At 68.9% G+C, this 23,617-nt stretch carries 23 protein-coding genes, 1 tRNA gene, 1 other RNA gene and 1 pseudogene; 5 read left to right on the forward strand and 21 right to left on the reverse strand.

Going from position 1 to position 23,617, the window contains the following annotated elements:
* The 3 genes and pseudogenes from G6022_RS17125 to ctaD form a co-directional block, all read right to left on the reverse strand.
* A pseudogene (locus G6022_RS17125) lies at positions 1-240 on the reverse strand (peptidyl-tRNA hydrolase); the annotation flags it as partial.
* Complete coding sequence (gene serB, locus G6022_RS03555) at positions 237-1,466, reverse strand: phosphoserine phosphatase SerB (protein WP_179524839.1); 1,230 nt, start codon at positions 1,464-1,466, stop codon at positions 237-239. The pseudogene G6022_RS17125 and the gene serB, both read right to left, overlap by 4 nt.
* Positions 1,467-1,607: 141 nt before the next feature.
* Positions 1,608-3,368 carry a cytochrome c oxidase subunit I gene (ctaD, locus tag G6022_RS03560; RefSeq protein ID WP_179524838.1) on the reverse strand — a complete coding sequence of 587 codons (1,761 nt, stop codon included), beginning with the start codon at positions 3,366-3,368 and terminating at the stop codon, positions 1,608-1,610.
* Positions 3,369-3,618: 250 nt separating this feature from the next.
* Between ctaD and G6022_RS03565 the strand changes: the two genes are divergently transcribed.
* A complete protein-coding gene (locus G6022_RS03565; RefSeq protein WP_241731033.1) occupies positions 3,619-4,767 on the forward strand; it encodes an ABC transporter substrate-binding protein in 1,149 nt (382 codons plus the stop codon).
* 112 nt (positions 4,768-4,879) lie between these two features.
* Here the strand turns inward: G6022_RS03565 and nrdF are convergent, their stop codons facing one another.
* From nrdF to ykgO, 5 genes are all read right to left on the reverse strand, one after another.
* Positions 4,880-5,896 (reverse strand): class 1b ribonucleoside-diphosphate reductase subunit beta, encoded by a 1,017-nt coding sequence (nrdF, locus tag G6022_RS03570; RefSeq protein WP_182638682.1) that lies wholly within the window; start codon positions 5,894-5,896, stop codon positions 4,880-4,882.
* 55 nt (positions 5,897-5,951) lie between these two features.
* Entirely contained in the window at positions 5,952-8,033 is a 2,082-nt protein-coding gene (gene nrdE / locus G6022_RS03575; RefSeq protein WP_241731034.1) for a class 1b ribonucleoside-diphosphate reductase subunit alpha, read from the reverse strand.
* 68 nt (positions 8,034-8,101) lie between these two features.
* Positions 8,102-8,548, reverse strand: coding sequence for a class Ib ribonucleoside-diphosphate reductase assembly flavoprotein NrdI (gene nrdI, locus G6022_RS03580; RefSeq protein ID WP_182638681.1), 447 nt, complete (start codon positions 8,546-8,548; stop codon positions 8,102-8,104).
* Between the two features lie 45 nt (positions 8,549-8,593).
* Entirely contained in the window at positions 8,594-8,824 is a 231-nt protein-coding gene (gene nrdH, locus G6022_RS03585; RefSeq protein WP_277817749.1) for a glutaredoxin-like protein NrdH, read from the reverse strand.
* 586 nt (positions 8,825-9,410) lie between these two features.
* A complete protein-coding gene (gene ykgO, locus G6022_RS03590) occupies positions 9,411-9,533 on the reverse strand; it encodes a type B 50S ribosomal protein L36 (RefSeq protein WP_003852698.1) in 123 nt (40 codons plus the stop codon).
* Between the two features lie 215 nt (positions 9,534-9,748).
* Between ykgO and nadE the strand changes: the two genes are divergently transcribed.
* Positions 9,749-10,621, forward strand: a complete 873-nt coding sequence (gene nadE / locus G6022_RS03595; protein WP_182638680.1) for an ammonia-dependent NAD(+) synthetase — start codon at positions 9,749-9,751, stop codon at positions 10,619-10,621.
* 55 nt (positions 10,622-10,676) lie between these two features.
* Here nadE and G6022_RS03600 read toward each other — a convergent pair whose 3' ends face one another.
* The gene (locus G6022_RS03600; RefSeq protein WP_182638679.1) at positions 10,677-11,771 is read right to left on the reverse strand and encodes a serine hydrolase domain-containing protein; all 1,095 of its coding nucleotides are present in this window, start codon (positions 11,769-11,771) and stop codon (positions 10,677-10,679) included.
* 61 nt (positions 11,772-11,832) lie between these two features.
* Positions 11,833-13,182 carry a family 1 glycosylhydrolase gene (locus G6022_RS03605; protein WP_182638678.1) on the reverse strand — a complete coding sequence of 450 codons (1,350 nt, stop codon included), beginning with the start codon at positions 13,180-13,182 and terminating at the stop codon, positions 11,833-11,835.
* Positions 13,183-13,316: 134 nt separating this feature from the next.
* Between G6022_RS03605 and G6022_RS03610 the strand changes: the two genes are divergently transcribed.
* Complete coding sequence (locus G6022_RS03610) at positions 13,317-13,736, forward strand: YccF domain-containing protein (protein ID WP_179524832.1); 420 nt, start codon at positions 13,317-13,319, stop codon at positions 13,734-13,736.
* On the opposite strand, the gene G6022_RS03615 is transcribed toward G6022_RS03610, so the two are convergent.
* Entirely contained in the window at positions 13,688-14,554 is an 867-nt protein-coding gene (locus G6022_RS03615) for a helix-turn-helix domain-containing protein (RefSeq protein ID WP_182638677.1), read from the reverse strand. The genes G6022_RS03610 and G6022_RS03615 overlap by 49 nt on opposite strands.
* Positions 14,555-14,634: 80 nt before the next feature.
* Here G6022_RS03615 and G6022_RS03620 point away from each other — a divergent pair, with 80 nt between their 5' ends.
* A complete protein-coding gene (locus G6022_RS03620) occupies positions 14,635-15,141 on the forward strand; it encodes a VOC family protein (protein WP_182638676.1) in 507 nt (168 codons plus the stop codon).
* Positions 15,142-15,214: 73 nt separating this feature from the next.
* On the opposite strand, the gene G6022_RS03625 is transcribed toward G6022_RS03620, so the two are convergent.
* From G6022_RS03625 to prfB, 10 genes are all read right to left on the reverse strand, one after another.
* A tRNA-Ala gene (locus G6022_RS03625) sits at positions 15,215-15,287 on the reverse strand.
* 133 nt (positions 15,288-15,420) lie between these two features.
* Positions 15,421-16,164 (reverse strand): thioredoxin domain-containing protein, encoded by a 744-nt coding sequence (locus G6022_RS03630; RefSeq protein WP_179524829.1) that lies wholly within the window; start codon positions 16,162-16,164, stop codon positions 15,421-15,423.
* A 166-nt stretch (positions 16,165-16,330) separates the two neighbouring features.
* Positions 16,331-16,704: a transfer-messenger RNA gene (ssrA, locus tag G6022_RS03635) on the reverse strand.
* Between the two features lie 83 nt (positions 16,705-16,787).
* Positions 16,788-17,636, reverse strand: a complete 849-nt coding sequence (locus tag G6022_RS03640) for a DMT family transporter (protein WP_182638675.1) — start codon at positions 17,634-17,636, stop codon at positions 16,788-16,790.
* Positions 17,633-18,142 carry an SsrA-binding protein SmpB gene (gene smpB / locus G6022_RS03645; RefSeq protein WP_179524827.1) on the reverse strand — a complete coding sequence of 170 codons (510 nt, stop codon included), beginning with the start codon at positions 18,140-18,142 and terminating at the stop codon, positions 17,633-17,635. Before smpB ends, G6022_RS03640 begins: the two co-directional genes overlap by 4 nt.
* Before the next feature lie 59 nt (positions 18,143-18,201).
* Positions 18,202-19,104 carry a permease-like cell division protein FtsX gene (gene ftsX, locus G6022_RS03650; RefSeq protein ID WP_182640768.1) on the reverse strand — a complete coding sequence of 301 codons (903 nt, stop codon included), beginning with the start codon at positions 19,102-19,104 and terminating at the stop codon, positions 18,202-18,204.
* Positions 19,104-19,793, reverse strand: a complete 690-nt coding sequence (gene ftsE / locus G6022_RS03655; RefSeq protein ID WP_179524825.1) for a cell division ATP-binding protein FtsE — start codon at positions 19,791-19,793, stop codon at positions 19,104-19,106. The genes ftsX and ftsE overlap by 1 nt, the downstream gene beginning before the upstream one ends.
* A gap of 53 nt (positions 19,794-19,846) precedes the next feature.
* The gene (locus tag G6022_RS03660; RefSeq protein ID WP_182638673.1) at positions 19,847-20,521 is read right to left on the reverse strand and encodes a hypothetical protein; all 675 of its coding nucleotides are present in this window, start codon (positions 20,519-20,521) and stop codon (positions 19,847-19,849) included.
* Positions 20,521-21,417 carry a mechanosensitive ion channel domain-containing protein gene (locus tag G6022_RS03665; RefSeq protein WP_182609624.1) on the reverse strand — a complete coding sequence of 299 codons (897 nt, stop codon included), beginning with the start codon at positions 21,415-21,417 and terminating at the stop codon, positions 20,521-20,523. The genes G6022_RS03660 and G6022_RS03665 overlap by 1 nt, the downstream gene beginning before the upstream one ends.
* Positions 21,414-22,523, reverse strand: coding sequence for a peptide chain release factor 2 (gene prfB / locus G6022_RS03670; protein WP_179524822.1), 1,110 nt, complete (start codon positions 22,521-22,523; stop codon positions 21,414-21,416). Before prfB ends, G6022_RS03665 begins: the two co-directional genes overlap by 4 nt.
* A gap of 166 nt (positions 22,524-22,689) precedes the next feature.
* Between prfB and G6022_RS03675 the strand changes: the two genes are divergently transcribed.
* Positions 22,690-23,499 carry an inositol monophosphatase gene (locus G6022_RS03675; RefSeq protein ID WP_182638672.1) on the forward strand — a complete coding sequence of 270 codons (810 nt, stop codon included), beginning with the start codon at positions 22,690-22,692 and terminating at the stop codon, positions 23,497-23,499.
* The last annotated feature ends 118 nt before the right edge of the window (positions 23,500-23,617 follow it).

Here is a 23,617-nt window from a genome sequence, read left to right on the forward strand (position 1 = left end):
GCCCGCGACGGCCTCGAGCAGCGGGGTCCGTCCGGGGAGGTCCGCCTTGGGCAGGTGCAGCACGATCGGCATGGAGCGGACGGTGCCGCGGTCATCCGGGTCCTCGGTCCCGGCCGACCCGGCGCGGAGTCGGGCGTGGCACCAGTCGAGCGCGGCACCGGTCGCAGGACCTCCCGCCGGTGGTGCGTCGGTCGGTGGCTCCTCGGGACGCGGCCCCTCGACCTGTGGTCCCTCGGTCACACGAGCGGGACGCGTCGGTAGGTGCCGGCGGCGGTGTCTGCCGCCTCGATCTCGTCGCGCGTGATGCCGAGGACGAACAGGACGGTGTCGAGGAACGGCTTGGACAGCGACGCGTCGGCCACCTCGCGGAGGGCGGGCTTGGCGCAGAACGCGATCCCCAGCCCCGCAGCGGTGAGCATGTCGATGTCGTTCGCCCCGTCGCCCACCGCGACGGTCTGGCTCAACGAGATACCGAGCTCCTCGGCGAACTCGCGCAGGTAGTCGGCTTTGGCCTCACGGTCCACCACCTCGCCGATGACGCGACCGGTGAGTACGCCGTCCTCGATCTCGAGCGTGTTGGCCCGCGCGAAGTCGAGACCCAGCTCCTCGGCGAGGCCGGCGATCACCTGGATGAACCCGCCCGACACCACTCCGCAGCGGATGCCGAGACGCTTGAGCGTGCGGATCGTCGTCCGCGCACCCGGGGTCAGAACGATGCTGGCCGCGACCTCGTCGAGGACGGTGGCCGGCAGTCCGGCCAGGGTCGCCACGCGCTCATGGAGGGACTGGGCGAAATCCAGCTCCCCCCGCATCGCGCGTTCGGTGACCGCGCGCACCTCGGCCTCCCTGCCCGCGTGGGCGGCGAGCATCTCGATGACCTCACCCTGGACCAGGGTGGAGTCCACGTCGAACACCACCAGACGCTTGGACCGGCGGCCCAGCCCGGCACCGTCCACCGAGATGTCGACGCCGTGCGCGTCCGACAGGGGCGCCATCGCCTCGCGCAGCCTGGCGTCGTCGGCGGCGTCGCGGCCGGCGGTCGAGACCTGCAGCTCCAGCCCCGTCACCGGGTAGTCGGCGATCCCCCGGATCGTGTCGATGTTCGCGCCGATCGACGCGAGCGAACCCGCCACCGCGGAGAACGCCGACGCGGTGACCGGACTGCCGAGGATCACCACCGCGTGGGTCGAGGGCGGCGTGGGGGGCGCGATGTCGTCGAACTGGACCTCCAACTGCATCCCCAGCTCGTGGACCTGCTCGGTGAGCTCGCGGACCACGGTCACGATGTCGGCGCCCGCGTCCACCCGGACCATGAGCCCCAGGGAGAGGTGGCCGTTGACCACGACCTGCTCCACGTCCACCAGGTCGGCGTGGTGGGAGGCGAGGACCGACATGATCCTCGCGGTCACACCTGGCCGGTCGGGACCGGTGACGGTGAGTAGTGCCGGGGTACCGGGGGTGCTCACGTGTGCTCCTGACGAGTGCTCGTGCTGACGACTGGGGTGGTGGACCGGACGGGCTCACACGCGCCGAACCCCGCCGGAGGACGAGCCTACCGACGGGGTTCAGCGGGGTCCGACGCCCGTGGGTGAGTACGGGCGGGTGGGTCAGCCCCTCTGCGGTGACGAGCCGCGCTCGGCCACGTCCTTGACCGCAGCCGGGTCCTGGGCCGCGGCCCGGCCCCCGACGTGGGCCTCCGCACGCATGCGCTCGCTCATGTGCGGGTAGTGCAGTTCGAACGCCGGCCGCTCGGAGCGGATCCGGGGCAGGGTCACGAAGTTGTGACGCGGCGGCGGGCAGGAGGTCGCCCACTCGAGCGAGTTGCCCGCACCCCACGGGTCGTCGACCGTGACGATCTCGCCGTAACGCCAGCTCTTGATGACGTTCCAGATGAACGGCAGCATCGCGATGCCGAGGATGAACGACCCGATGGTGGAGATCTGGTTGAGGACCGTGAAGTTGTCCGTCGCCAGGTAGTCGGCGTACCGGCGGGCCATGCCCTGGTTACCGAGCCAGTGCTGCACGAGGAACGTGGTGTGGAAGCCGATGAACATCAGCCAGAAGTGCCACTTGCCCAGCGTCTCGTCGAGCATCCGGCCGGTCATCTTGGGGAACCAGAAGTACACGCCGGCGAACGTGGCGAACACGATCGTGCCGAAGAGCGTGTAGTGGAAGTGGGCGACGATGAAGTACGTGTCCGAGATGTGGAAGTCGATCGGCGCCGCGGCCATCATGATGCCCGTCAGACCACCGAAGAGGAAGGTCACGATGAAGCCGAGCGCGAAGATCATCGGCGTCTCGAACGTCATCTTGCCGCGCCACATGGTGCCGATCCAGTTGAAGAACTTCACACCCGTCGGAACGGCGATGAGGAACGTCATGAACGAGAAGAACGGCAGGAGCACCGCACCGGTGACGAACATGTGGTGAGCCCAGACCGCCATGGACAGCGCGGCGATGGCGAGGGTCGCGAAGATCAGACCGGCGTAACCGAAGAGCGGCTTGCGCGAGAAGACCGGGAACACCTCGGAGACGATGCCGAAGAACGGCAGGGCGAGGACGTACACCTCGGGGTGACCGAAGAACCAGAACAGGTGCTGCCAGAGGATGGCGCCACCGTTGCCCGGATCGTAGATGCGGCCACCGAACTGCCGGTCGTAGAAGACGCCGAGAGCGGCGGCGGTGAGCAGCGGGAAGATCAGCAGGATCAGGACCGACGCCACGAGGATGTTCCACGTGAAGATCGGCATACGGAACATGGTCATGCCCGGCGCGCGGAGGCAGATGATCGTGGTGACGAAGTTGACTGCGCCGAGGATGGTACCGATACCGCCGATGCCCACACCGAGGATCCACAGGTCCGCGCCGACGGCCGGCGAGTGGATCTTGTCGGCCAGCGGCATATACATGGTCCAGCCGAACGCGGCCGCACCACCCGGGGTGAGGAAGCCCGAGAGCATGATCGTGCCGCCGACCGCGAACAGCCAGTAGCCCAGGGCGTTCAGTCGCGGGAAGGCGACGTCGGGGGCGCCGATCTGCAGCGGCATGATGTAGTTCGCGAACCCGATCACGATCGGGGTGCCGTACAGCAGCAGCATGACCGTGCCGTGCATGGTGAACAGCTGGTTGAACTGCTCGTTGGACAGGAACTGCATGCCCGGGACGAAGAGCTCCGCCCGGATGAGCAGGGCCATGAGCCCGCCGATGAAGAAGAAGACGAAACAGGTGACGATGTACATCAGGCCGAGCAGCTTGTGATCGGTCGTCGTCATCATCTTCCACACGAACGAACCCGGCCGGGCGGTGCCCGTGGGTACGCCCGGCGGATGGTCGAGATCGTCGACCGGCTTGGGGGCCACTGCGGTCATAAGGGTCCTCCTGAACGCCTCACCCGACGCCGCGGGTCGAACCACCGACCCCACGTCGAACGCAAAGGAATAGTGCGTGAGGGCAATCCTAACCCTCCGCTGAGAGCGTCCACCACTCACCCCGCCGAACTCGCCGGGGCGGGTCATCTGCGGGAATCCGGCCCCGCCACGACACGCCCGAGATGACGCCCGGACCCGCCTCGACCTCCACTTCGACTGCGCCCGCGACCCATCTCCTAGGCTCTCCCCCATGACCGATCTCGCGCCGAGCCGACACCGCCCTCGCGGACGGGGGTACCCTTTCACCCCCGTGCGGGTCACGGTGGGCGTCGTGGGCCCGCTCGTCGCCGGCCTCGTGCTCGCCGGGTGCGGGCCGTCCCCCGTCGACATGGTCGAGCACCCCGTCACCACGACCCCCTCACGGATGGCCGGCGAGGAGCTCCAGCGCTCCGCCGAACCGGAGGAGTCGTGTGCGCCCGTACCGGCGCCGGCCGAGTTCGCCGGGAACGGCGTCAGGCGGGTCGAGTCCGTGGACCCGGCCGACGCGACGGTCGAGGTCCCCCGGTCGCCGGAACGGATCCTGGCTCTCGGGGCCGGGGCCGTGGACGTCGCGTGCGGCCTGGGGCTGCAGGACCTCGTCGTCGGGACCTCCGGTCTGCCCCGCGACGCCGACGTCTACCTCCCCGCGCCCCTCGTGGGACTGCCCGACCTCGCGATCACCGGCGACTCGGGCGCGGAGGAGACCGCGGCCGCGGCCCGTGAACTCGACCCCGACCTCATCGTGTTGGCGGACTCGCTCGATCCCGACCCGTCCGTGGTGCGGGCGTTGGCGGAGGTCGCCCCGACGGTCGTGTACGACGCGCGGGCTCTGAACTGGACCGAGAGCACCGAGGCGATCGCCGACGCCTACGGGCGCCCGCGTGCCGGCGGGGATCTCCTGCTGGACGTGATCGACCGGGCCCGGTTCACCGCCGACGCCACCACCCCGAGCGACACCTGGGTCTCGCTCGTCTCCGTCTCCGTCTCCGACGCCGACGGCGTCGCGGTCCAGCGGCCGGACACCCTCGGGAGCCTCATGCTCGAGGCGGTCGGTGCCGGCCGACCCCCGGCGCAGCGCACGCGGGACGGCCAGCGGATCGAACCCGCCCCAGAGTCTCCTCCCGTGGGCGATGAACTCGACGGTGACGTGATCTTCGCCGTGGTGGGCGGCGGTGACGGCTCGGAGCAGTCCGCGCGGGAGGCCTTCGCCACCGAGCGGTGGACGGACCTCGCCGCGGTGGGCGCCCGCCGCATGTTCGTCGTGGACCGGGCCGTGTGGGAGGGATCCGGCCCGGTGGCCGCGCGCGCGGTCCTCGACGACATCCGGAGTTCCATCAACGGGATCGCCCCGGACGGGTAGCCGGGGAGCCGGCCGTTCCGGCCGGGCCGACAGGACGACCCGGCGCACCTGCCGGACGACCTCACCCCGGCACCTGATCGGGTGCCGGGGTGAGGTGGTGACGACGGTCGGGTCAGAAGTCCCAGTCCTCGTCCTCCGTGGCGACGGCCTTGCCCATGACGTAGGAGCTGCCGGAACCCGAGAAGAAGTCGTGGTTCTCGTCGGCGTTCGGGCTGAGCGCCGAGAGGATCGCGGGGTCGACGTTGGTCTCGTCCTTGGGGAACATCCCCTCGTATCCGAGGTTCATCAGCGCCTTGTTGGCGTTGTAGCGCAGGAACTTCTTGACGTCCTCGGTCCACCCCACCGTGTCGTAGAGGTCCTCGGTGTAGTCCGCCTCGTTGTCGTACAACTCGAAGAGCAACTCGAAGGTGTAGTCCTTCAACTCGTCGCGCTCGGCCTGCCCGATCTGCTCGAGCGCACGCTGGTACTTGTATCCGATGTAGTAGCCGTGCACGGCCTCGTCCCGGATGATGAGCCGGATGATGTCCGCCGTGTTGGTGAGCTTGGCCCGCGAGGACCAGCGCATGGGCAGGTAGAAGCCCGAGTAGAAGAGGAACGACTCGAGGAGGGTCGAGGCGATCTTGCGCTTGAGGGGATCCTCCCCGGAGTAGTACCCGAGGATGATGTGCGCCTTGCGCTGCAGGAAGGTGTTCTCCTCCGCCCACCGGAAGGCGTCGTCGACCTGCGGACTGGAGCAGAGCGTCGAGAAGATGGTGGAGTAGCTCTTGGCGTGGACCGATTCCATGAACGCGATGTTGGTGAGCACCGCCTCCTCGTGGGGGGTCGACGCGTCGGGGATCATGCTCACCGCGCCGACCGTCCCCTGGAGGGTGTCCAGCAGCGTCAGGCCGGTGAAGACCCGGGTGGTGAGCTGTTGCTCCGAGTCCGTCAGGGTCTGCCACGACGGGATGTCGTTGGACACCGGGACCTTCTCCGGCAACCAGAAGTTACTGGTGAGCCGACCCCAGACCTGATCGTCGACCTCGTCCGTGACGCGGTTCCAGTTGATCGCCGACACCCGGTCGACGAGCCGGGGGGCGACCCCGGCGGCGGGGCTGTGGGATCCCGGAGCGTGCAGCTCGGCGGTCATCGGATCTCCTCGTGATGGCGGGGGCGGTTCGGGGCGCAGGCCTGAGGCCCGGGGGTCAGAGCATGCACGAGACGCAGCCCTCGACCTCGGTGCCCTCGAGCGCGAGCTGGCGCACGCGGATGTAGTACAGGGTCTTGATCCCCTTGCGCCACGCGTAGATCTGGGCGCGGTTCACGTCGCGGGTGCTGGCCGTGTCCTTGAAGAACAGGGTCAGCGAGAGTCCCTGGTCCACGTGCTGGGTGGCCGCCGCGTACGTGTCGATGATCTTCTCGTACCCGATCTCGTACGCGTCCTGGTAGTAGTCCAGGTTGTCGTTGGTCAGGTAGGGCGCCGGGTAGTAGACGCGACCGATCTTGCCCTCCTTGCGGATCTCGATCCGGGACGCGACAGGGTGGATCGACGAGGTCGAGTTGTTGATGTAGCTGATCGACCCGGTGGGCGGCACGGCCTGCAGGTTCTGGTTGTAGATGCCGTACTGCTGCACGTCGGCCTTGAGCGCGCGCCAGTCCTCCTGGGTGGGCACCGCGACGCCCGCCTCGGTGAACAGCTGGCGCACCCGCTCGGTGGCCGGCTCCCACACCCTGTCCGTGTACTTGTCGAAGAACTCACCGGACGCGTACGTGGACTCCGGGAACCCGGCGAACCACGTCCCTCGCTCCCGCGCGAGGAGATTCGACGAGCGGACCGCGTGGTAGAGCACCGTGTAGAAGTAGATGTTCGTGAAGTCCACGCCCTCCTCGGACCCGTAGTGGATCCGCTCGCGGGCGAGGTAGCCGTGCAGGTTCATCTGCCCCAGGCCGATCGCGTGGGACTCGGCGTTGCCCCGCTCGATCGACGGGACCGAGTCGATGTGGGTCTGGTCGGACACCGCGGTCAGGCCCCGGATCGCCGTCTCGATGGTCCGGCCGAAGTCCGGTGAGTCCATGGCCTTGGCGATGTTGAGGGAGCCGAGGTTGCAGGAGATGTCCTTACCCACGTGCGAGTAGGTGAGGTCCTCGTTGTACGTCGACGGCGTGGAGACCTGGAGGATCTCCGAGCACAGGTTCGAGTGGGTGATCTTGCCGGCGATCGGGTTGGCCCGGTTCACCGTGTCCTCGTACATGATGTACGGATAGCCGGACTCGAACTGCAGCTCGGCGAGGGTCTGGAAGAAGTGCCGCGCGTTGATCTTGGTCTTCTTGATCCGGCTGTCCTCGACCATCTCGGTGTAGTGCTCCGTGATGTCGACGTCCGCGAAAGGCTTGCCGTAGATCCGCTCGACGTCGTACGGCGAGAACAGGTACATGTCGTCGTTGCGCTTGGCCAGCTCGAACGTGATGTCCGGGATCACCACGCCCAGCGACAGGGTCTTGATGCGGATCTTCTCGTCCGCGTTCTCCCGCTTGGTGTCGAGGAACTTGAAGATGTCCGGGTGGTGGGCGTGCAGGTACACCGCCCCGGCACCCTGGCGGGCGCCGAGCTGGTTGGCGTAGGAGAAGGAGTCCTCCAGCAGCTTCATCACGGGGATGACGCCGGAGGACTGGTTCTCGATGTGCTTGATCGGGGCGCCGTGCTCGCGGAGGTTCGACAGCAGCAGTGCCACTCCGCCACCGCGCTTGGACAGCTGCAACGCGGAGTTGATGTTGCGGCCGATGGACTCCATGTTGTCCTCGATACGCAGGAGGAAACAGGAGACGGGCTCGCCGCGCTGCTTCTTGCCCGAGTTCAGGAACGTGGGGGTGGCCGGCTGGAAGCGACCGTCGATGATCTCGTCGACCAGGCGGCGGGCCAGGTCCTCGTCGCCGTCCGCGAGCGTGAGGGCCACCATGCAGACGCGATCCTCGTAGCGCTCGAGGTACCGCTTCCCGTCGAAGGTCTTGAGCGTGTACGAAGTGTAGTACTTGAACGCGCCGAGGAACGTGGGGAAGCGGAACTTCTTGGCGTAGGCGTGGTCGAACAGCTCCCGCACGTAGTTGCGCGTGTACCGGTCGAGCACCTCCCGCTCGTAGTAGTTCTTGTCGACCAGGTAGTCCAGCTTCTCGTCCAGGTTGTGGAAGAAGACCGTGTTCTGGTTGACGTGCTGGAGGAAGTACTCCCGCGCGGCCTCACGGTCCTTGTCGAACTGGATCCTGCCGTCCGCGTCGTAGAGGTTGAGCATGGCGTTGAGCGCGTGGTAATCCAGGCGCTGCCCCTCGCCCGCCTCGCCGGCGATGGTGCCTTCGGGGGTCACGGTCGGTGCTGCCAAAACTCTTCCAATCCCTCGCGGACGCGGATGACGTCCTCTTGTGTGCCCATCAGTTCGAACCTGTAGAGGTACGGGACCTCGAGTTTGCGTGCGATCACGTCGCCGGAGACCGCGTAATCCGAACCGAAGTTGGTGTTACCGGCGGCGATCACGCCGCGGCAGAGGCTTCTGTTGTGCTCGTTGTTCAGGAACGTGACCACCTGTCGCGGGACCGACGCCCCGGTCCTGCCCGTGACCTCGAGGCATCCCCCGTACGTCGGGACGATCAGAACATACGGGTCCGACACGATCGGCCCCGCTTCGGTCCTCCGCGTGGGTATGCGCAGCGCCGGGAGCCCCAGACGGTCGACGAACCGCTTGGTGTTCTCGGAGACGTTGGAGAAGTAGACGATCCTCACCGGCTCGGTGGCCGACAGCGGAGCCGCCATGACTGCCCCCTTCGGATCTACATGTGTTCCGGGTCCGCCCCGGGGTCAGGCCGCGACGGTGACGAGGGCCTTGATCCGGTCCGGCCGGAAACCCGACCAGTGCTCGGAACCGGACACCACGACGGGAGCCTGGAGATACCCGAGGGCCATCACGTACTCACGCGCGTCGTCGTCGACGGAGATGTCGACCACCCGGTACTCGACGCCCTGCTTGTCGAGCGCCTTGTAGGTGGCGTTGCACTGGACGCAGGCGGGCTTGGTGTAGACGGTGACCATCAGTCGTGGACCTCTTTCGGCACGGGCGCCGGGGAGGCGCGGAGGGGCTCTTCTCGGACGGTCATCGGTTCCGGCGCTTCCGCCCGGCCTGTGGATAACCGTCGTGTCTGTCAGGGTTCACAGCCCGAATGCCACACGTGGCATTCATCGGGGGCCGCAACACCCTAGACACTACCCCTAGTGTCCGACGAGTCAATCGACCACAACATTTTGGTCTTACAATGGTGGTATTCCCAGGTCGCGATCCCGCCTTGTGGACACTTCCCACCCACCGTTGTCACGGTCGGCCCGAACGCCGCCGCCTCGCCCCGCGACCGTCACTCTGCCACGCGTGAGACGGTGCCGGAGACCCCGTCCGGCGCCCCACAGGTCGTCCCCAACCACCCCACACCTTGTCCCCAACCGCTCCACAGGGGCGACGGGGTCACCGCCGCGGAAGGGGCACCGGGAGGCCCCGCGGCGGCGGGGTCGTCGGGGGTCACCGTCGGCGCGGGTCTGCCCCGCCCCCACGACGACGACGAGGGCCCGCCGCCGGCGAACCGGAGGCGGGCCCTCGAGGGTGCGTGGGATCCCACGCGGACGAGACTCAGCCCTGGCGGGCCTTGAAACGGGGGTCCTTCTTGTTGATCACGTAGACCTTGCCGCGACGACGGACAACCTGGGCGCCCGGCTTGTTCTTCAGCGACCGAAGGGACTTGCGGACCTTCATCTGGCGCTCCTTAGGCTCTCGGGGCGGCCGTGATGGCCGCCGACACGACTGGGGATGACTGCGCGACACGTCCGACCCGGAGGTCGGATGCACGACACACAACTGGTCCATCGTAACGGACTGCCCCGTCAGAACTCCAACCGGCGGAACCGGGCACCTCGCGTGGCCCGTCCGCATGTCACGCAGAAGTCACACGGGCTTCCTATGCTGACGCCATGACCCAGTCCTCTGCAGACACCGGCGCTCTCCGCGCGTCCATCATCGCCGAACTCGGCGTTCGTCCCGACATCGATCCGGAGCAGGAGGTCGCCCGGCGGGTGGCGTTCCTGGCCGAGTATCTCCGCAGCACCCCCGCCACGGGTTTCGTCCTGGGGATCAGCGGGGGCCAGGACTCCACCCTGACGGGTCGGCTGTGCCAGCTCGCCGCCGAGAAGCTCCGCGACGAGGGCCTGCCCGACGCGCGGTTCGTCGCCATGCGGCTCCCCCACGGAACCCAGGCGGACGAGGACGACGCCGTCGCGGCCCTGGACTTCATCCGGCCCGATGCCCGCGTCACCGTCGACATCCGGGCGGCCTCGGAGGCCGCCTCCGGTGCTGCCGCGACTGCACTGGAGGACCTTCCCGGCCACGCGGGCCCGCTCCGCGACTTCGTCCGCGGCAACGTCAAGGCGCGCCAGCGGATGGTCGCGCAGTACGCGGTGGCCGGGCAGCTCGGCCATCTCGTCGTCGGCACCGATCACGCCGCCGAGGCGGTCACCGGCTTCTTCACCAAGTACGGAGACGGCGGCGTGGACCTCTCCCCCCTGACCGGCCTCACCAAACGGCAGGGTGCAGCGCTGCTGCGGCACCTCGGCGCCCCGGAGTCGACCTGGCGGAAGGTCCCCACCGCCGATCTCGAGGACGACCGTCCGGGCCTGCCCGACGAGGTGGCACTGGGCGTGACGTACGAGCAGATCGACGACTACCTGGAGGGCCGCGACGGCGTGCCGACTCAGGCCGCTGCCCGGATCGAGCAGCTGTTCCTGGCCACCCGCCACAAGCGGGCGGTCCCGGCCACGCCACTCGACACCTGGTGGCGCGAGGGGTGACGCCCCGGCGGTCGGTGGTCGACCGGACACCGGCCGACCAGGCACCGCCGCCCGATCACCGCACCAGCTCCCACACCGAGTCCAGCGCGTCCGCCGTCCCCGGTACGTCGAAGGACTGCGTGGTGAACACCGCCGCGCAGCGGCCCGTGCGCCGGTCGACGTAACCGATCGTCCCCAGTCCCCCCGCCCAGCCGACGACCCCGTCCGGGCGGATCTCCACCTGCATCCCGTATCCACAGCCGGGTCCGATGAACCCCTCCGCATCGGCGCGCTGCCGCGGAGTCAGGTGGTCGGTCGTCATCATCTCCGCGAACTCCGGACCCAGGACGGTCCCGCCGTCGACCAGGACGTCGAGGAAGGCCAGATAGTCGGCGACGGTCGAGGCCAGCCCACACGCCAGGGACTCGAAGCGAGGTGGGCGATCGAATCTGCTCCGGATGTCCAGCGGCCGGAGGGCCCCGTCGGGTCCGAGCCCGTGGCAGGTGGGGAGCCGATCCGGGTCGGCGGTGAACCCGCAGTCCGCCAGTCCGAGCGGCCCCGTGACGTACTCGGCCACCAACCCGGACACGCTGGCGCCCGTTGCCCGCGCCAGGAGCACCCCCAGGACGTCACTGCCGGTGTGGTAGTTCCAACCCCGCCCGGGTTGGTCCGCCAGGGGCAGTGCACCCAGCAGCCGGAGGTACTCGTCCGGCTCCATCGGCGGTGCGTAGGGGCCGGGTGCGACCTGCCGCTCGCCCATGGCGACGGTCAGGGGACTGCCCTCCCCCGCCCAGCCGACGCCGGCGGTCATGGTGAGGAGATGGCGCAGCGTGATCTGTCGCCCGGCCGGTACGGTCCGGTCGATCGGCCCGCCGGGCCGGGCGAGGACCCTGGGGGCGGACAGCTCCGGCAGATGTGTGGCCACCGGGTCGTCGAGCGAGAGGATCCCGAGCTCGACCAGCCTCAGCCCGAGCACGCCGCCCACCGGCTTGGTGTTGGACGACAGCGGGAACACCGCATCCGGGTCGAGCGCGGGGCCGCCGGGCGACCGCGTCCCACCCGACGCGATCCGTGATCGACCGTCCTGCCGTACCCCGCAGACGTAACCCGTCAGCCGTCCGGAGTCGACCAGGGCGTCGAGTCCCCCGGTGACGGAGGCGAACCGATCCATGGGGTGACCCTACGTCCGGGGGGCCGGCTGGTGAAGGGTTCGGCGGTGGTGGCCCGGGCCGTCAGCCCGCCAGCCGCGCCATCGGGCCGTGGACGTCGACGGGACGGAGGCAGGTGTCGGGGATCGTCCCCAGCGAGCACGTGCCCACCGGCAGGACCGGGCGATAGCCCTCCGGTACGCCACCGCCCGCGATCACGTCCCGGTACGCGTCGACCCCGGAGGTCGGCCTGCGCTCGAGAGCCGGATCGGTGAGCACATCCACCTGGTAGAGGCCGAAACGGGAGTCGTAGGTCCCCCACTCGTAGTTGTCCACCAGCGACCAGTGGTTGTAGCCGATCACCGGGTAGCCGTCGGCGACCGCGCGTTGGATCCAGAACACGACGTCACGGAGGTAGTCACCGCGCTCGAAGGAGTCCTCCCGGTAGCCGTTGTGGGTGGGCATCCCGTTCTCGACGATGAACAGCGGCTTGCCGGGGAAGTGCCTGGCGTAGTGGACGATCGACTCGTACATCCCCTCGGGCTGCGGACGGACGCCGGCGAAGTCGTCCCACGCGGCACGGATGGTCGTGAGATTGTCGAGCGCGATGCCGTAGTAGTAGTCGACCCCGATGAAGTCCAGCTCGTCGCGGATGTGGTTGAGCAGCAGATCGTCCGTGGCCGGGGCGAAGGCGGGGAGGTACGCCTCGTTCGCGGTGACCATGGCATCGGGGTCCGCCCGATGAGCGGCGTGATATCCCAGCTTGTGGGCCGCCACCACGTTGTCGCGGAATGCGTTGAACTGGTGCAGCCCCACCAGCCCGATGCGGAGTTCGTGACTGAAGAACACCAGCGGCTCGTTGAAGGTGACCCACATCGTCCCGTTACCGGCCCACCGCTCGGTGATGAGCTCGGCGTAGCGCCCGAACGCCTCCACCGAGTCCGGCGAGAGGAACCCGCCGCGATCGACCAGCCATCCCGGATACACGTAGTGGACCATCGTGATCATCGGCGTCATGCCGTGCGCCCTGATCGTGCTCAGGATGTCGTCGTAACGACGCAACGCCTGTTCGTCGTACCGCCCCGGCTCGGGCTCGATGCGCGACCACTCCACGCTGAGGCGGAAGATGTTCACGCCCAGGTCCGCGGCACGGGCGATGTCCTCCGGGTACCGGTTCCAGAAGTCGACGGCGTCGTTGACCGGATCAGCCTCTCCACGCGCGGCGGCGGCGTCGACGTAGCGCTTCCAGTTGGAATCCATATTTGAACCCTCGACCTGGAAGCCCGAGGTGGCCACCCCCCAGTGGAAGCCCTCGGCCATCCGCGCCTCGGCCCGGGCCTGCACGGACACCGAGATGAGAGCGGTCGCCACCAGAGCGGTGACGAGCACCAGCGCGAGCGGAATCCTGGTGACGGCAAACTTATGAACACCCATCACTAAAACATGACACATGCCTCGCCGGGCGTCAGCGCTTTGGGCCCCCGGACCCGGCATCGTGCGCGTCAGGCCCCGCGACCGGCGCGCCGGTACCCGGCCCGGAGGCCCGCCGCGGCGTCTACCGTGGTGTGATGCGAACCCTGGGAAACGTGCTCTGGTTTCTGCTCGCCGGCTGGTGGTTGGCGCTCGTGTACGTCATCGCCGGGATCATCGCCTGCATCCTGATCATCACCATCCCGTTCGGCATCGCCTCGTTCCGGCTCGCGGCGTACGTCCTGTGGCCGTTCGGGCGGCGGACCGAGTTCCGCCGGGACGCCGGTGCGCTCTCCCTGATCGGCAACGTCCTGTGGATCCTGGTGCTCGGCTGGGAACTGGCGATCGCCCACCTGCTCGCCGGGTTGCTGCTGTGCCTGACGATCGTGGGAATCCCCTTCGGCATCGCCTGCTGGAAGATGGTCCCGCTGGCCCTTCTCCCCCTCGGCCAGCGCATCGTGCCCATCCGTCACCCGTCGGAGGACCCCTTCGCCGCGGCGCCGGGGGCGCGGCGGTAGGACCGGGGACTCAGGCCGAGGACCGTGCGGAAGTCCGCGCTGAGATGGGCGTGGTCGGAGTACCCGAGCTCCGCGGCGATCCGGGCGATCGTCACCGACGGGTCCTCGCGTAGACGCTGCGCGGCCTCCTGGAGTCGGTACCGACGGATCATCTTCAGTGGCGGCAGTCCCACGTAGCGGTGCGCGAGTCGCTGCACCGCGCGAGTCGAGACGCCCAGGGCTGCGGCGACCTGGTCCACACGCACGATCGACCGGTCCGAGGCGATGAGATCCTCCATGGCGTTGGCCATGACGCCGCCGGCGTCCGGGGCGGCCAGGTGCGCGGCGGCCCACGCGGAGAAGTAGCGCAGCGCCCGGGCGCGGGCGACGGACTCGCGCTGGTCGGCCCCGCGCTGATCAGCAGGGCACGACCGGCCGACGACCTCGTCCACCTCTCCCATCGCCGCCATGACGGCACGATGCAACCCGGGGGCGTCGAGGGGCGTCTCCGCGTCGCGAAGCCGCCGGGGCTCGGCCGCCAACGAGGCCAATCCGGCCGGGCGGAGCAGGGCGCCTACCGCCCATCCGCTGCCGATGAGGTCCCGGTGGGAGACGCCGGTCGTCGGTCCGGAGAGACTGACCCCTCCGGGGTCGACGACGAGATTGGACGCCGGAAAAGGGAGCAGCTCCTGCCGGGAGGTCTCCCCCGGCGCGAGACGCCAGCGCGGGATCCAGAACCAACGGATCCGGTCACGCAGTTCCGACGGCGCGTCCTCGCGGTGGAAGGTGGGCAGCCGGTCCGGATAGAGGACCCCGCGTCGATCAGGGAGGTCGGCCATCGTCCCCTCCCCGCGTGTCGGACGCGACGGCGTCGCGAATCTTCAAGCCACTCCCGTGCATGTCCTCGTAGGTTCATCGCATGACAGAGAACACCACGCCCCGGGCCGGGGTCACCGGAGAACACACCACCGACGGCGTCCCCCACGGGTCGACCAGCCTCACGCCGTTCCTCGCCGTCGAGAGAGCGGGGGACGCGGTCGAATTCTATTCCTCGGTGTTCGGCGCCCGGGTGGTCGACGTGACGGAGATGGGCGGGATCGTCGTGCACGCCGAACTCGACCTCGGCAACGGCCGGCTGCAACTCGGCGAGCCCAGTCCCCGGTTCGGGCTCGTGCCCCCGCCCACCGGGGAGGTGGCCTGCTATTCGATCGGGATGTACTGCGCGGACGTCGACGAGGTGGTCGACCGGGCCGCACAGGCCGGGGCCACGATCCGTGAACCCGTGAGCGAGTTCGTCTCCGGCGACAGGTACGCCTCGATCCGGGACCCGTACGGCGTCCGATGGTCGATCATGTCCCGCGTGGAGGACCTGTCGGAGTCCGAGAGCGCACGCCGGGTCGCCGAGTGGGCCGCGCAGCAGGGATAGAGGTGAAAAGAGCCCGGCCAGTGGCCGGGCTCTTGCTCGCATGAACCATCCGTTGCCGGATCGTTCGTTCGGGTGGAGCTAAGGGGACTCGAACCCCTGACCCCCACACTGCCAGTGTGGTGCGCTACCAGCTGCGCCATAGCCCCGTATCGGTTGTTCCGCCGTTCCCCTCTCGGCGACCGGCTCGACCAAAGTTACACCATCCCGGTTCGGCGCTCCAAATCGCCTCCGGCCCCGCCCTGGACGGGCGGGGCCGGTACCGATCGGTGCGGACCGGGGTCAGGCGAGGATGTTGTCCAGCCAGGCCGGATCGGCGATCTCCACGACCTCACCCTCGTAGGCGACCGTGGGGGTGGAGACGCGGTCGGTCACCTCTCGGATACTGTCCTGCGAGTTGTCGGCGGTGTCCGAGGCCTTCTCCATCCCGCCGTTGGTCTCCACGTTGCCGATGCACTCCACCGAGTCCGCGTTCGCGCCGGCCGCCTCGGCGGTGGCGGCCAACTCCCTCGCGGAACGGTCGCCACCGCCCTCGGCGGGCTGCTGGGCGAAGAAGGCGTTCTTGACGTCGAAGAAGGCCGGCAGCGAATCCTTGGCCGCGACGCACTGGACGGCGGCGATGGCCCGCGTGGAGTACTCGCCCGACGCCGACTGGCGGTTGAGGAAGTTGAGGGTGTGGAACTCCACGCGCAGGTCACCGGCCTCCACGGCGGAGGCGATCCGCTCACCGTTCTGCCCCTCGAAGGAGGCACACGCCGGGCACATGAAGTCCTCCCAGATCTGGACGGTCGGGGCGGTCTCCTCCCCCACCGCGATCACACCCGTGTCCGAGATCTCGATCAGCTCGTCGGCCGTCTCACCGAACGTGATCGGGTTGGCCTCGCCTCCCCGCTGGGCCATCCACACGACGCCGCCGAGGACCAGGACGGCGACGGCGATCAGGGCCGCAACCGTGATCAGCATCCCGTTGTTCTTCTTGGTCTTCAGGACCTTCGTGCTCTTGTTACCTGCGGACTTGGCGTTCACGTGTGGGTGGGCCTTTCTCTCCTGGGAAACCGTCGGCCCTTTCCGAGCGACTGGCGACTACCGAGAGGGTACCGAAACCGCCTGAGTCCTCTTTCAGGTGAGGGCAGGTGGCGAGGCCGAAATGCACCGAGCCCCCGGTCGGTGATCGACCGGGGGCTCGGCCCGATGGTGGAGCTGCCGGGAATTGAACCCGGGTCCTCCGCAGCATCGGCAGGGCTTCTCCGTGCGCAGTCCGCGTTGGCCTCTACTCGGATCTCGCCCTCATGCGGACATGTCGGCGATGACGATCCCAGTCACTGTTGGATGTCCCGACCCACCCCGTGACCGGGTGAGCCGGTGATCCCTCTAGATGATGCCGGTGACCGGGGCGAGGGCGACCCCGGGCCGACAGACTACGGGCTCACTGTCAGGCAGCGAGGGCGTAGTCGCGCTGATTGGTATCGGCGCGTAATTGGTTGCCACGACGCTTACGGTGGTCTCTGGCCTGCACCGGCACGCTTCCCCTGCGTCAACTCACGTAGTCGAAACCACATCAGCCCCGTCAGGTCCGCCGACTCTCATCGACGGACCACTGACCCTACCCCGACCGGGGCCCCACCGCCAGGGTGAGCTCCGTCTCCACCTCAGCCCAGCGCGAGCAGTGCGATCGCCACCCCCGCCAGTGCGAGCCCCGCGATCTGGACCGCGCGAAGGCGCTCCCCTCCGTGCGTGATGGCCAGCGCCACCGTGAAGGCGGGGTAGAGCGCGGCGATCACGCTCACCAGCGAGAGCATGCCCGCCTGGGAGGCGAAGTAGAAGGCTCCGTTGGCGACCGCGTCGAACACGGCGATCACCAGGCCGATGGCGATGAGGCGCCGGGAGAACCTGAACGACTCGCGGGCGGCGAACGCCGCCGCCAGGACGACCCCGGTGGCGCCCACCCGCGACGCCGCGACCGGCCACAGCCCCTCACCCGCCGGGACCTGTGCCAGCAGGACGAAGAAGCCCGCGAACGCCAGCCCCGAGATCACCGTGAGCGCCATCAACGGCCAGGTGAGGCGACCGTGTCCGATCGACGAACCCTCGTCGCTCTCCAGTGAGACGAGGACCGTGGCGACGAGCGCCACCGACATCCCGACCAGGGCTGCCGCCCCGGGCCGCTCCCCCGCCACCAACCCGAACGCGAGCGGCACCGACGCGGCCAGAACCGCCGTGATCGGCGAGATCACGCTCATCGGCCCGCGCGAGAGCGCGACGTAGAACGACCACACCGCGAGACCTGACAGGAGGCCCGAAGTCAGCCCCCAGGCCAACCCGACCAGGGTCGGTGACCCCCCGGACACCACCGCCGCCGCCCCGACCAGCACGATCGACAGCGGGTACGACACGCTGACGACCCTCAGTGCACGGGCCCGCCGGGACGCGACCCCGCCGAGGTAGTCGCTGATGCCGTACGCCACCGCCGAGGTCGACGCCAGCGCGACCGGCATCATGCGTGCATGCCCTTGATCCTCCTGCCGAGTTCGCGAACGGCTTCGCGCTCGGCGGTCCGCTTGGCGATGTCGTGCCGTTTGTCGTGGGCCTGCTTACCCCGGGCGACGGCCAGTTCGACCTTGACCCGCCCGTTCACGAAGTAGAGGGACAGCGGGACCAGCGTGGCGTTGCCGTCCCGCACCTTGCCGACGAGCGAATCGATCTCGCGACGGTGCAGCAACAGTTTGCGGGCGCGCTTGGGCGCGTGGTTGGTCCAGTTCCCGTGGGAGTACTCGGGGATGTGGAGCCCGCGGAGCCACACCTCGCCGTCGTCGATCGTCGCGAACGCGTCGACCAACGACGCCTGGCCCTCGCGCATGCTCTTGATCTCCGTACCCAACAGCGCGATCCCCGCCTCGTGGGTGTCGAGGATGGAGTACTCGTGCCGGGCCTTGCGGTTGCTCGCGACCACGCTGCCGTCACGGCCGAGGGTCGACGCGCCCTTCTTCTTGTTCTTCTTGGCCACGCCGGTTCACCTCCTCGTCCGTCCGTCGGGCAGATCCCCCACTCTAGATCAGTACGGGATCACCGCCGAACCGTGATCCGCAGCGTGGCCCATGCCGTGAGCGCGGACACCACCGCGCCCGCCACCACGAGGACCGGGGCCAGCAGCAGGATGTCGACGGTGGTGATCCGTTCCACCAGGTTCGCCCGGTACGCCTCGGCCAGCACCCTGTCGAGGAAGACGACCTTGGCCCCCAGCAGCCCGCCGACCGCGAGCAGCGAACCGACCACCGACGCCAGCACGGCTTCCACCACGAACGGCAGCTCGGTGTACCAGCGGCTCGCGCCCACCAGTCGCATGATCCCCAGCGCGGTCCGGCGGGTGAAGGCCGCGATCTGCGTCATGTTGGCGATGAGCAGGACGGTGGCCAGGAGCTGGACCACCGCGACGGCGAACGCGGCGTTCCGGATGCCGTCCAGGACGGAGAAGACGCGCTCGACCAGCTCCCCCTGTCCCTGCACGACCTCGATCCCCGCGACACCCTCCAGGTCCTCGGCCACGGATTCCGCGCGGGTGGGGTCGTCGAGGGTGAGCGTGAATCGCGACCCCAGGGCGTCCGGGGAGGTCGACTCCACCAGGACGGGGTCGGTGGAGGCGAAGAGCTCGACGAACTCCTCGTACGTCTCCTGCGGGTTCTTGTACTCCACCGAGGCCACGCCGGCCGTGGCCTCCAACTCGTCCCGGATCTCACCGCACGCCGAGGTGCAGTCGGGGTCCTCGAGGGAGATGGCCCGGTCCACGTAGACACGGAACTCGTTGAGGTAGTCGTACTTGACCTGGCTGGCCGAGGCGGTCATGACCACCAGCACCCCGGCGCCGAGCATCGCCAACGCGACGGCGGTGGTGATGATCATGGCCAGCGTCATCGACAGGTTGCGGCGCAGGCCCTGTGCGACCTCGGACGCGATGAACCGCGCGGCCATCAGCGCCCCACCCCGTAGGTGCCGCGGGAGTCGTCGCGGACGACCCTTCCGTCGACCAACTCCACCACGCGGCGTCGCGAGCGGTCGACGATGTGTCGGTCGTGCGTGGCCATGAGGACCGTGGTCCCGGTCCGGTTGATCCGGTCGAGCAGCAGCATGATGTCCTCGCTGGTCTCGGGGTCGAGGTTGCCGGTCGGCTCGTCGGCGAGCAACAGCCTCGGTCGGTTGACGAACGCCCTCGCGATCGCCACCCGCTGTTGTTCGCCGCCGGAGAGCTCGTGCGGTCGGCGACCGGCCTCACGACCCAGACCCACCATCTCGAGCGTCTCGGGGACGACCTTGTCGATCGTCCGGCGGGACTTACCGATCACCTGCAGCGCGAACGCCACGTTCTCGGCCACGGTCTTACCCGGCAGCAGACGGAAATCCTGGAAGACGCAGCCGAGCGAGCGACGCAGCGACGGCACGGACGAGGCCTTCATCCTGGTGAGGTCGTGGCCGGCGACGACCAGGGTCCCGGAGTCGGGCCGGTCCTCGCGGAGCAACAGGCGCAGGAAGGTCGACTTTCCCGACCCGGAGGCGCCGATGAGGAAGGCGAACTCGCCCTCGGCGATCTCGACGGTCACGTCGGACAGAGCCGGACGCGTCGAGGACGCGTACGACTTGGTCACATGGGAAGCACTGATCACTCGAGTAGCGTAGCGCTACTCCAGTCACACGGCAGGCAAAGGACCCGTCGGTGTCAGCCCGTGGTCACGGGATTCCCACCGGCCCCGGCGTCGCCGGAATCCTCTCCCTGCGGCGACTGCTCCTGCGGCGACTGCTCCTGCGGTGTCTGCTGCGGCGGCGCCTGCTGCCCGGTCGCTCCCGTGGGGGACGTCGGGGTCTGGCGTCCCGGCGGCGGCGTCGTTCCGGTGACCGGCGGGGACGTCTGCGGAGTGGCGGTCGGAACCGTCGTCTGGTCGACCGTGGTCCCCGGGGTCGGCGACTCCTCGACGGGTGTCGTCCCCTCGGCCGGCGCGGGCGGTTCGGTCTCGGCGGTGTCCGTCTGGGGCGGTGGGGTACCGAAACTGGCGACCGGCTGGTCCTTGACCAGCGAATAGAGCATCGCGAACAGGACGAACGCCACCAGCAGGATCGCGGTGGTCCGCGACATCCTGAAGAACTCCCCGAGCAGGGACACGATCTTCGGTCGCGGCCGACGGGACGGCGCATCGGGATCAGTGGTCCCCCCGAGACCCAACGGATCGCCGCTGATCAGGGGCTCACGCGTGGTCGCCGCCTCGGTCCGCGCGCTGTCCTCGGCCTCCGGGCCGAGCTCGCCGGACGAGACCGCGTCGGAGGTCGTGCCCTCAGGTGTGTGGTCGTCGGGCGTGTGGTCGTCGGCTGTCGTGTCGTCGTCTCGGCGCTCGGCCATCACGCGCTCCCCTCTCCGGTCTGCGGTCGGAGCATGCCCGCCCGGATCGCGGCCAGGGCCTCGGGCTCCAGAACGATCCCCTCCGCGCGGAACCGGCGCAGGATGACCGCGCGCATCCGTCGGCCCACCTCCCACTGCATGCCGGGCTTGGTCCGGGCCAGCAACCGGATCACGGTCTGCTCAAGCCGGATCGACTGCACACCCATCACGGTGGGTTCGTCCAGGACGTACTGGCCCACCCGCTCGTCGTCGGTGATCTCGCGACAGACCTGTGCGAGCACCTCGTTGGCCTTGTCCATGTCGGCGTTGTTGGGCACCGGGACGTCGATGATCGCACGCGCCCAGTCCTGCGACTGGTTGATCGCGGTGACGATCTGGCCGTTGGGGACGATCACCGCCTCGCCGTCGAGGGTCCGCAGGCGGGTGATGCGCAGGGTGACGTCCTCGACGGTTCCCGCGGTGACGCCCGTCGCAGTGGTGAGCTCCACGATGTCGCCGTAGCCGTATTGACGCTCGGCCAGGACGAAGAACCCGGCCAGGAAGTCCTGGACGATCTTCTGGGCACCGAAGCCCAGCGCCGCACCGAGCACGGTGGCCGGGGCGACGAGTGCGACCAGGTTGACGCCGAAGCGCAGGAGGATCTGGATTCCGAACAGGATGTACAGCACGCCCACGGCGACGTACGAGATCACCTGGATCAGCGAGTGGAGGTGCTTGGACTCCTCCGACCAGAAATCCTCGTCGGTGTGTTTGGCGTCGATCCGACCGGTCCACATCCGCGCGATCTTGGCGATCACCCGCGTCATCAGGGCGGCGCCCAGCACGAGGAGGACGACCTCGAGGCCGTTGTTGCTGAGCCAGTTCAGGATGGGATTGAAGTCAGTCTGGAACCTCACTCCGCGTCGGCCCCCTCCCGCATCCGCCACCGGATGCCCGCCTCGATGAACCCGTCCAGGTCGCCGTCCAGGACCGCCGACGGGTTGTTGACCTCGAACTCCGTCCGCAGGTCCTTGACCATCTGGTACGGGTGCAGGACGTACGACCGCATCTGGTTACCCCAGGAGGCGTTGCCGCCCGAACCGAGCGCGTCCATGGCGGCCCGCTCCTCCTGTTGCTTGCGTGCGAGCAGCTTGGCCTGCAGGACCTTCATGGCCGCGACCTTGTTCTGCAACTGCGACTTCTCGTTCTGACACGTCACCACGATCCCGGTGGGGACGTGGGTGAGGCGGACCGCCGAGTCGGTCGTGTTGACGGACTGCCCGCCGGGGCCGGACGAGCGGTAGACGTCGACGCGCACCTCGTTCTCGTTGACCTCGATCGAGTCGGTCGTCTCCACCACCGGCAGCACCTCGACCTCGGCGAACGAGGTCTGCCGCCTGCCCTGGTTGTCGAACGGGCTGATGCGGACGAGTCGGTGGGTCCCCTGCTCGACGGAGAGTGTGCCGTACATGTACGGGTCATGGACGACGAAGGTCGCCGACTTGATGCCCGCCTCCTCCGCGTACGAGGTGTCGTACACCTCGACCTTGTGGCCGGCCTTCTCCGCCCACCGCACATACATGCGCATGAGCATCTCGGCGAAGTCCGCGGCGTCGACACCGCCGGCACCGGCACGGATGTTGACCACGGCCTCACGCTGGTCGTACTCGCCGCTGAGCATCGTCTTGACCTCGATGGCCTCGACGTCCTCACGCAGCTGGAGGCGCTCGGCGTCCGCGTCCTCGACGGCTCCGTCCCCCTCCTCCTCCGCCAGCTCGTACATCAGCGGGAGGTCCTCGATGCGTTGGCGCAGCTCGCGACACCTGCGCAGGTCGGCCTGGATGTAGGAGAGCTCGCTGGTGACCTTCTGCGCCCGGTCCTGGTCGTTCCACAGGTCGGGGTCGGCGGCCATCTGCTCCAGCTCGTCGACACGGCGGGCGAGCTCCTCGATGTCGAGGACCTTCTCGACCGTGGTCATGGTGGCGTCGAGGGCTGCGATGTCGGCGGAAACGTCGGGGTGCACGGGATCCAACTCTACGCGGCCGGGCGTCCGCCCCGCGTTTCCCCACCCGCCACCCTCCCGCGGTCCGGCGCACACCCCGTCGTCGACTCACGGGGGTAGCGTCGCGGGCGACGGACCCGCTACCGCCCGAGGTCAGCGGGCCACTGCGGCCCAGCGGAGGAAACCGATGTCCCCTGAGACCCGCCACCTGCGCCCTCCGTCCGACGAGGCCGTCGCGCCGATGACCGACGCGGACCTGGCCGCCAGACTCGTCGTCGACGCCGGGTCCCTGGCTCGACGTCTGCGCGAGGACGGCCTGGACGTCCGCCACAAGACCTCGGTCTCCGACGTGGTCACCGAGGCCGACCGGGCCGCCGAGCGCCAGATCACCGCCCTCCTGTCCCGCCACCGCCCTGACGACGGGGTCCTCGGCGAGGAGGGCACCCTGGTCCCCGGTCGTCACGAACGCAGGTGGGTCGTCGACCCGGTCGACGGGACCTACAACTTCGTCAGCGGCTCGGACTACTGGTGTTCGGCCGTGGCCGTCACCGGGCCGGACGACTACCTGCTCGGGGCCGTCCACCGGCCCGTCACCGGGGACACCTTCGTCGGGGGTTCGGACGTACCCACCCGTCGGAACGGCGTCCCCGTGACCCGACTCACCCCCGGCGACCTCGCCGCCGGCAGTCTGGCCACCTATCTCCACCCGCCGTTCTTCGCCGACCCCGACCTCGCCGACCCCTTCCACCGGGTCAGCCGAGGTGCGGCGACGATCCGGATGCTCGGATCGGGCTCCGTCGACCTGGCGTCGGTCGCCTGCGGCGTCCACTCGGTGTGGTGTCAGCACTCGTGCCCGGAGTGGGACTGGCTCCCCGGACGGGCCCTGGTCGAGGGCGCGGGTGGGCTCTGCGCGACCGTCGAGGTGAACGGCTACGACTGGTTCGTGGCGGGCCGTCCGGGGGCCGTCGAGCAGGCCGTGGCGCTCCTCCGGGGCTGAGCCCGAGGCTCTCACCAGGGGCTGGGACGACTTGAGGGCAAAGTCTGGCGTTCGGAACTTACTCCGAAGTAAGATGTCCCCGACAGCACCGTCCACCGTCCGTCACGAGAACAGCTGG

The organism is Dietzia sp. Cai40, assembly GCF_014145165.1.
Lineage (GTDB): Bacteria > Actinomycetota > Actinomycetes > Mycobacteriales > Mycobacteriaceae > Dietzia > Dietzia natronolimnaea.

What these genes read in the sequence shown, in the direction of transcription:
- ctaD (WP_179524838.1), bottom strand. Translation starts at nt 3,368, where the DNA reads ATGACCGCAGTGGCCCCCAAGCCGGTCGACGATCTCGACCATCCGCCG.
- G6022_RS03565 (WP_241731033.1), top strand. Translation starts at nt 3,619, where the DNA reads ATGACCGATCTCGCGCCGAGCCGACACCGCCCTCGCGGACGGGGGTAC.
- nrdF (WP_182638682.1), bottom strand. Translation starts at nt 5,896, where the DNA reads ATGACCGCCGAGCTGCACGCTCCGGGATCCCACAGCCCCGCCGCCGGG.
- nrdE (WP_241731034.1), bottom strand. Translation starts at nt 8,033, where the DNA reads ATGCTCAACCTCTACGACGCGGACGGCAGGATCCAGTTCGACAAGGAC.
- nrdI (WP_182638681.1), bottom strand. Translation starts at nt 8,548, where the DNA reads ATGGCGGCTCCGCTGTCGGCCACCGAGCCGGTGAGGATCGTCTACTTC.
- nrdH (WP_277817749.1), bottom strand. Translation starts at nt 8,824, where the DNA reads ATGGTCACCGTCTACACCAAGCCCGCCTGCGTCCAGTGCAACGCCACC.
- ykgO (WP_003852698.1), bottom strand. Translation starts at nt 9,533, where the DNA reads ATGAAGGTCCGCAAGTCCCTTCGGTCGCTGAAGAACAAGCCGGGCGCC.
- nadE (WP_182638680.1), top strand. Translation starts at nt 9,749, where the DNA reads ATGACCCAGTCCTCTGCAGACACCGGCGCTCTCCGCGCGTCCATCATC.
- G6022_RS03600 (WP_182638679.1), bottom strand. Translation starts at nt 11,771, where the DNA reads ATGGATCGGTTCGCCTCCGTCACCGGGGGACTCGACGCCCTGGTCGAC.
- G6022_RS03605 (WP_182638678.1), bottom strand. Translation starts at nt 13,182, where the DNA reads ATGGGTGTTCATAAGTTTGCCGTCACCAGGATTCCGCTCGCGCTGGTG.
- G6022_RS03610 (WP_179524832.1), top strand. Translation starts at nt 13,317, where the DNA reads ATGCGAACCCTGGGAAACGTGCTCTGGTTTCTGCTCGCCGGCTGGTGG.
- G6022_RS03615 (WP_182638677.1), bottom strand. Translation starts at nt 14,554, where the DNA reads ATGGCCGACCTCCCTGATCGACGCGGGGTCCTCTATCCGGACCGGCTG.
- G6022_RS03620 (WP_182638676.1), top strand. Translation starts at nt 14,635, where the DNA reads ATGACAGAGAACACCACGCCCCGGGCCGGGGTCACCGGAGAACACACC.
- G6022_RS03640 (WP_182638675.1), bottom strand. Translation starts at nt 17,636, where the DNA reads ATGATGCCGGTCGCGCTGGCGTCGACCTCGGCGGTGGCGTACGGCATC.
- ftsX (WP_182640768.1), bottom strand. Translation starts at nt 19,104, where the DNA reads ATGGCCGCGCGGTTCATCGCGTCCGAGGTCGCACAGGGCCTGCGCCGC.
- G6022_RS03660 (WP_182638673.1), bottom strand. Translation starts at nt 20,521, where the DNA reads ATGGCCGAGCGCCGAGACGACGACACGACAGCCGACGACCACACGCCC.
- G6022_RS03675 (WP_182638672.1), top strand. Translation starts at nt 22,690, where the DNA reads ATGTCCCCTGAGACCCGCCACCTGCGCCCTCCGTCCGACGAGGCCGTC.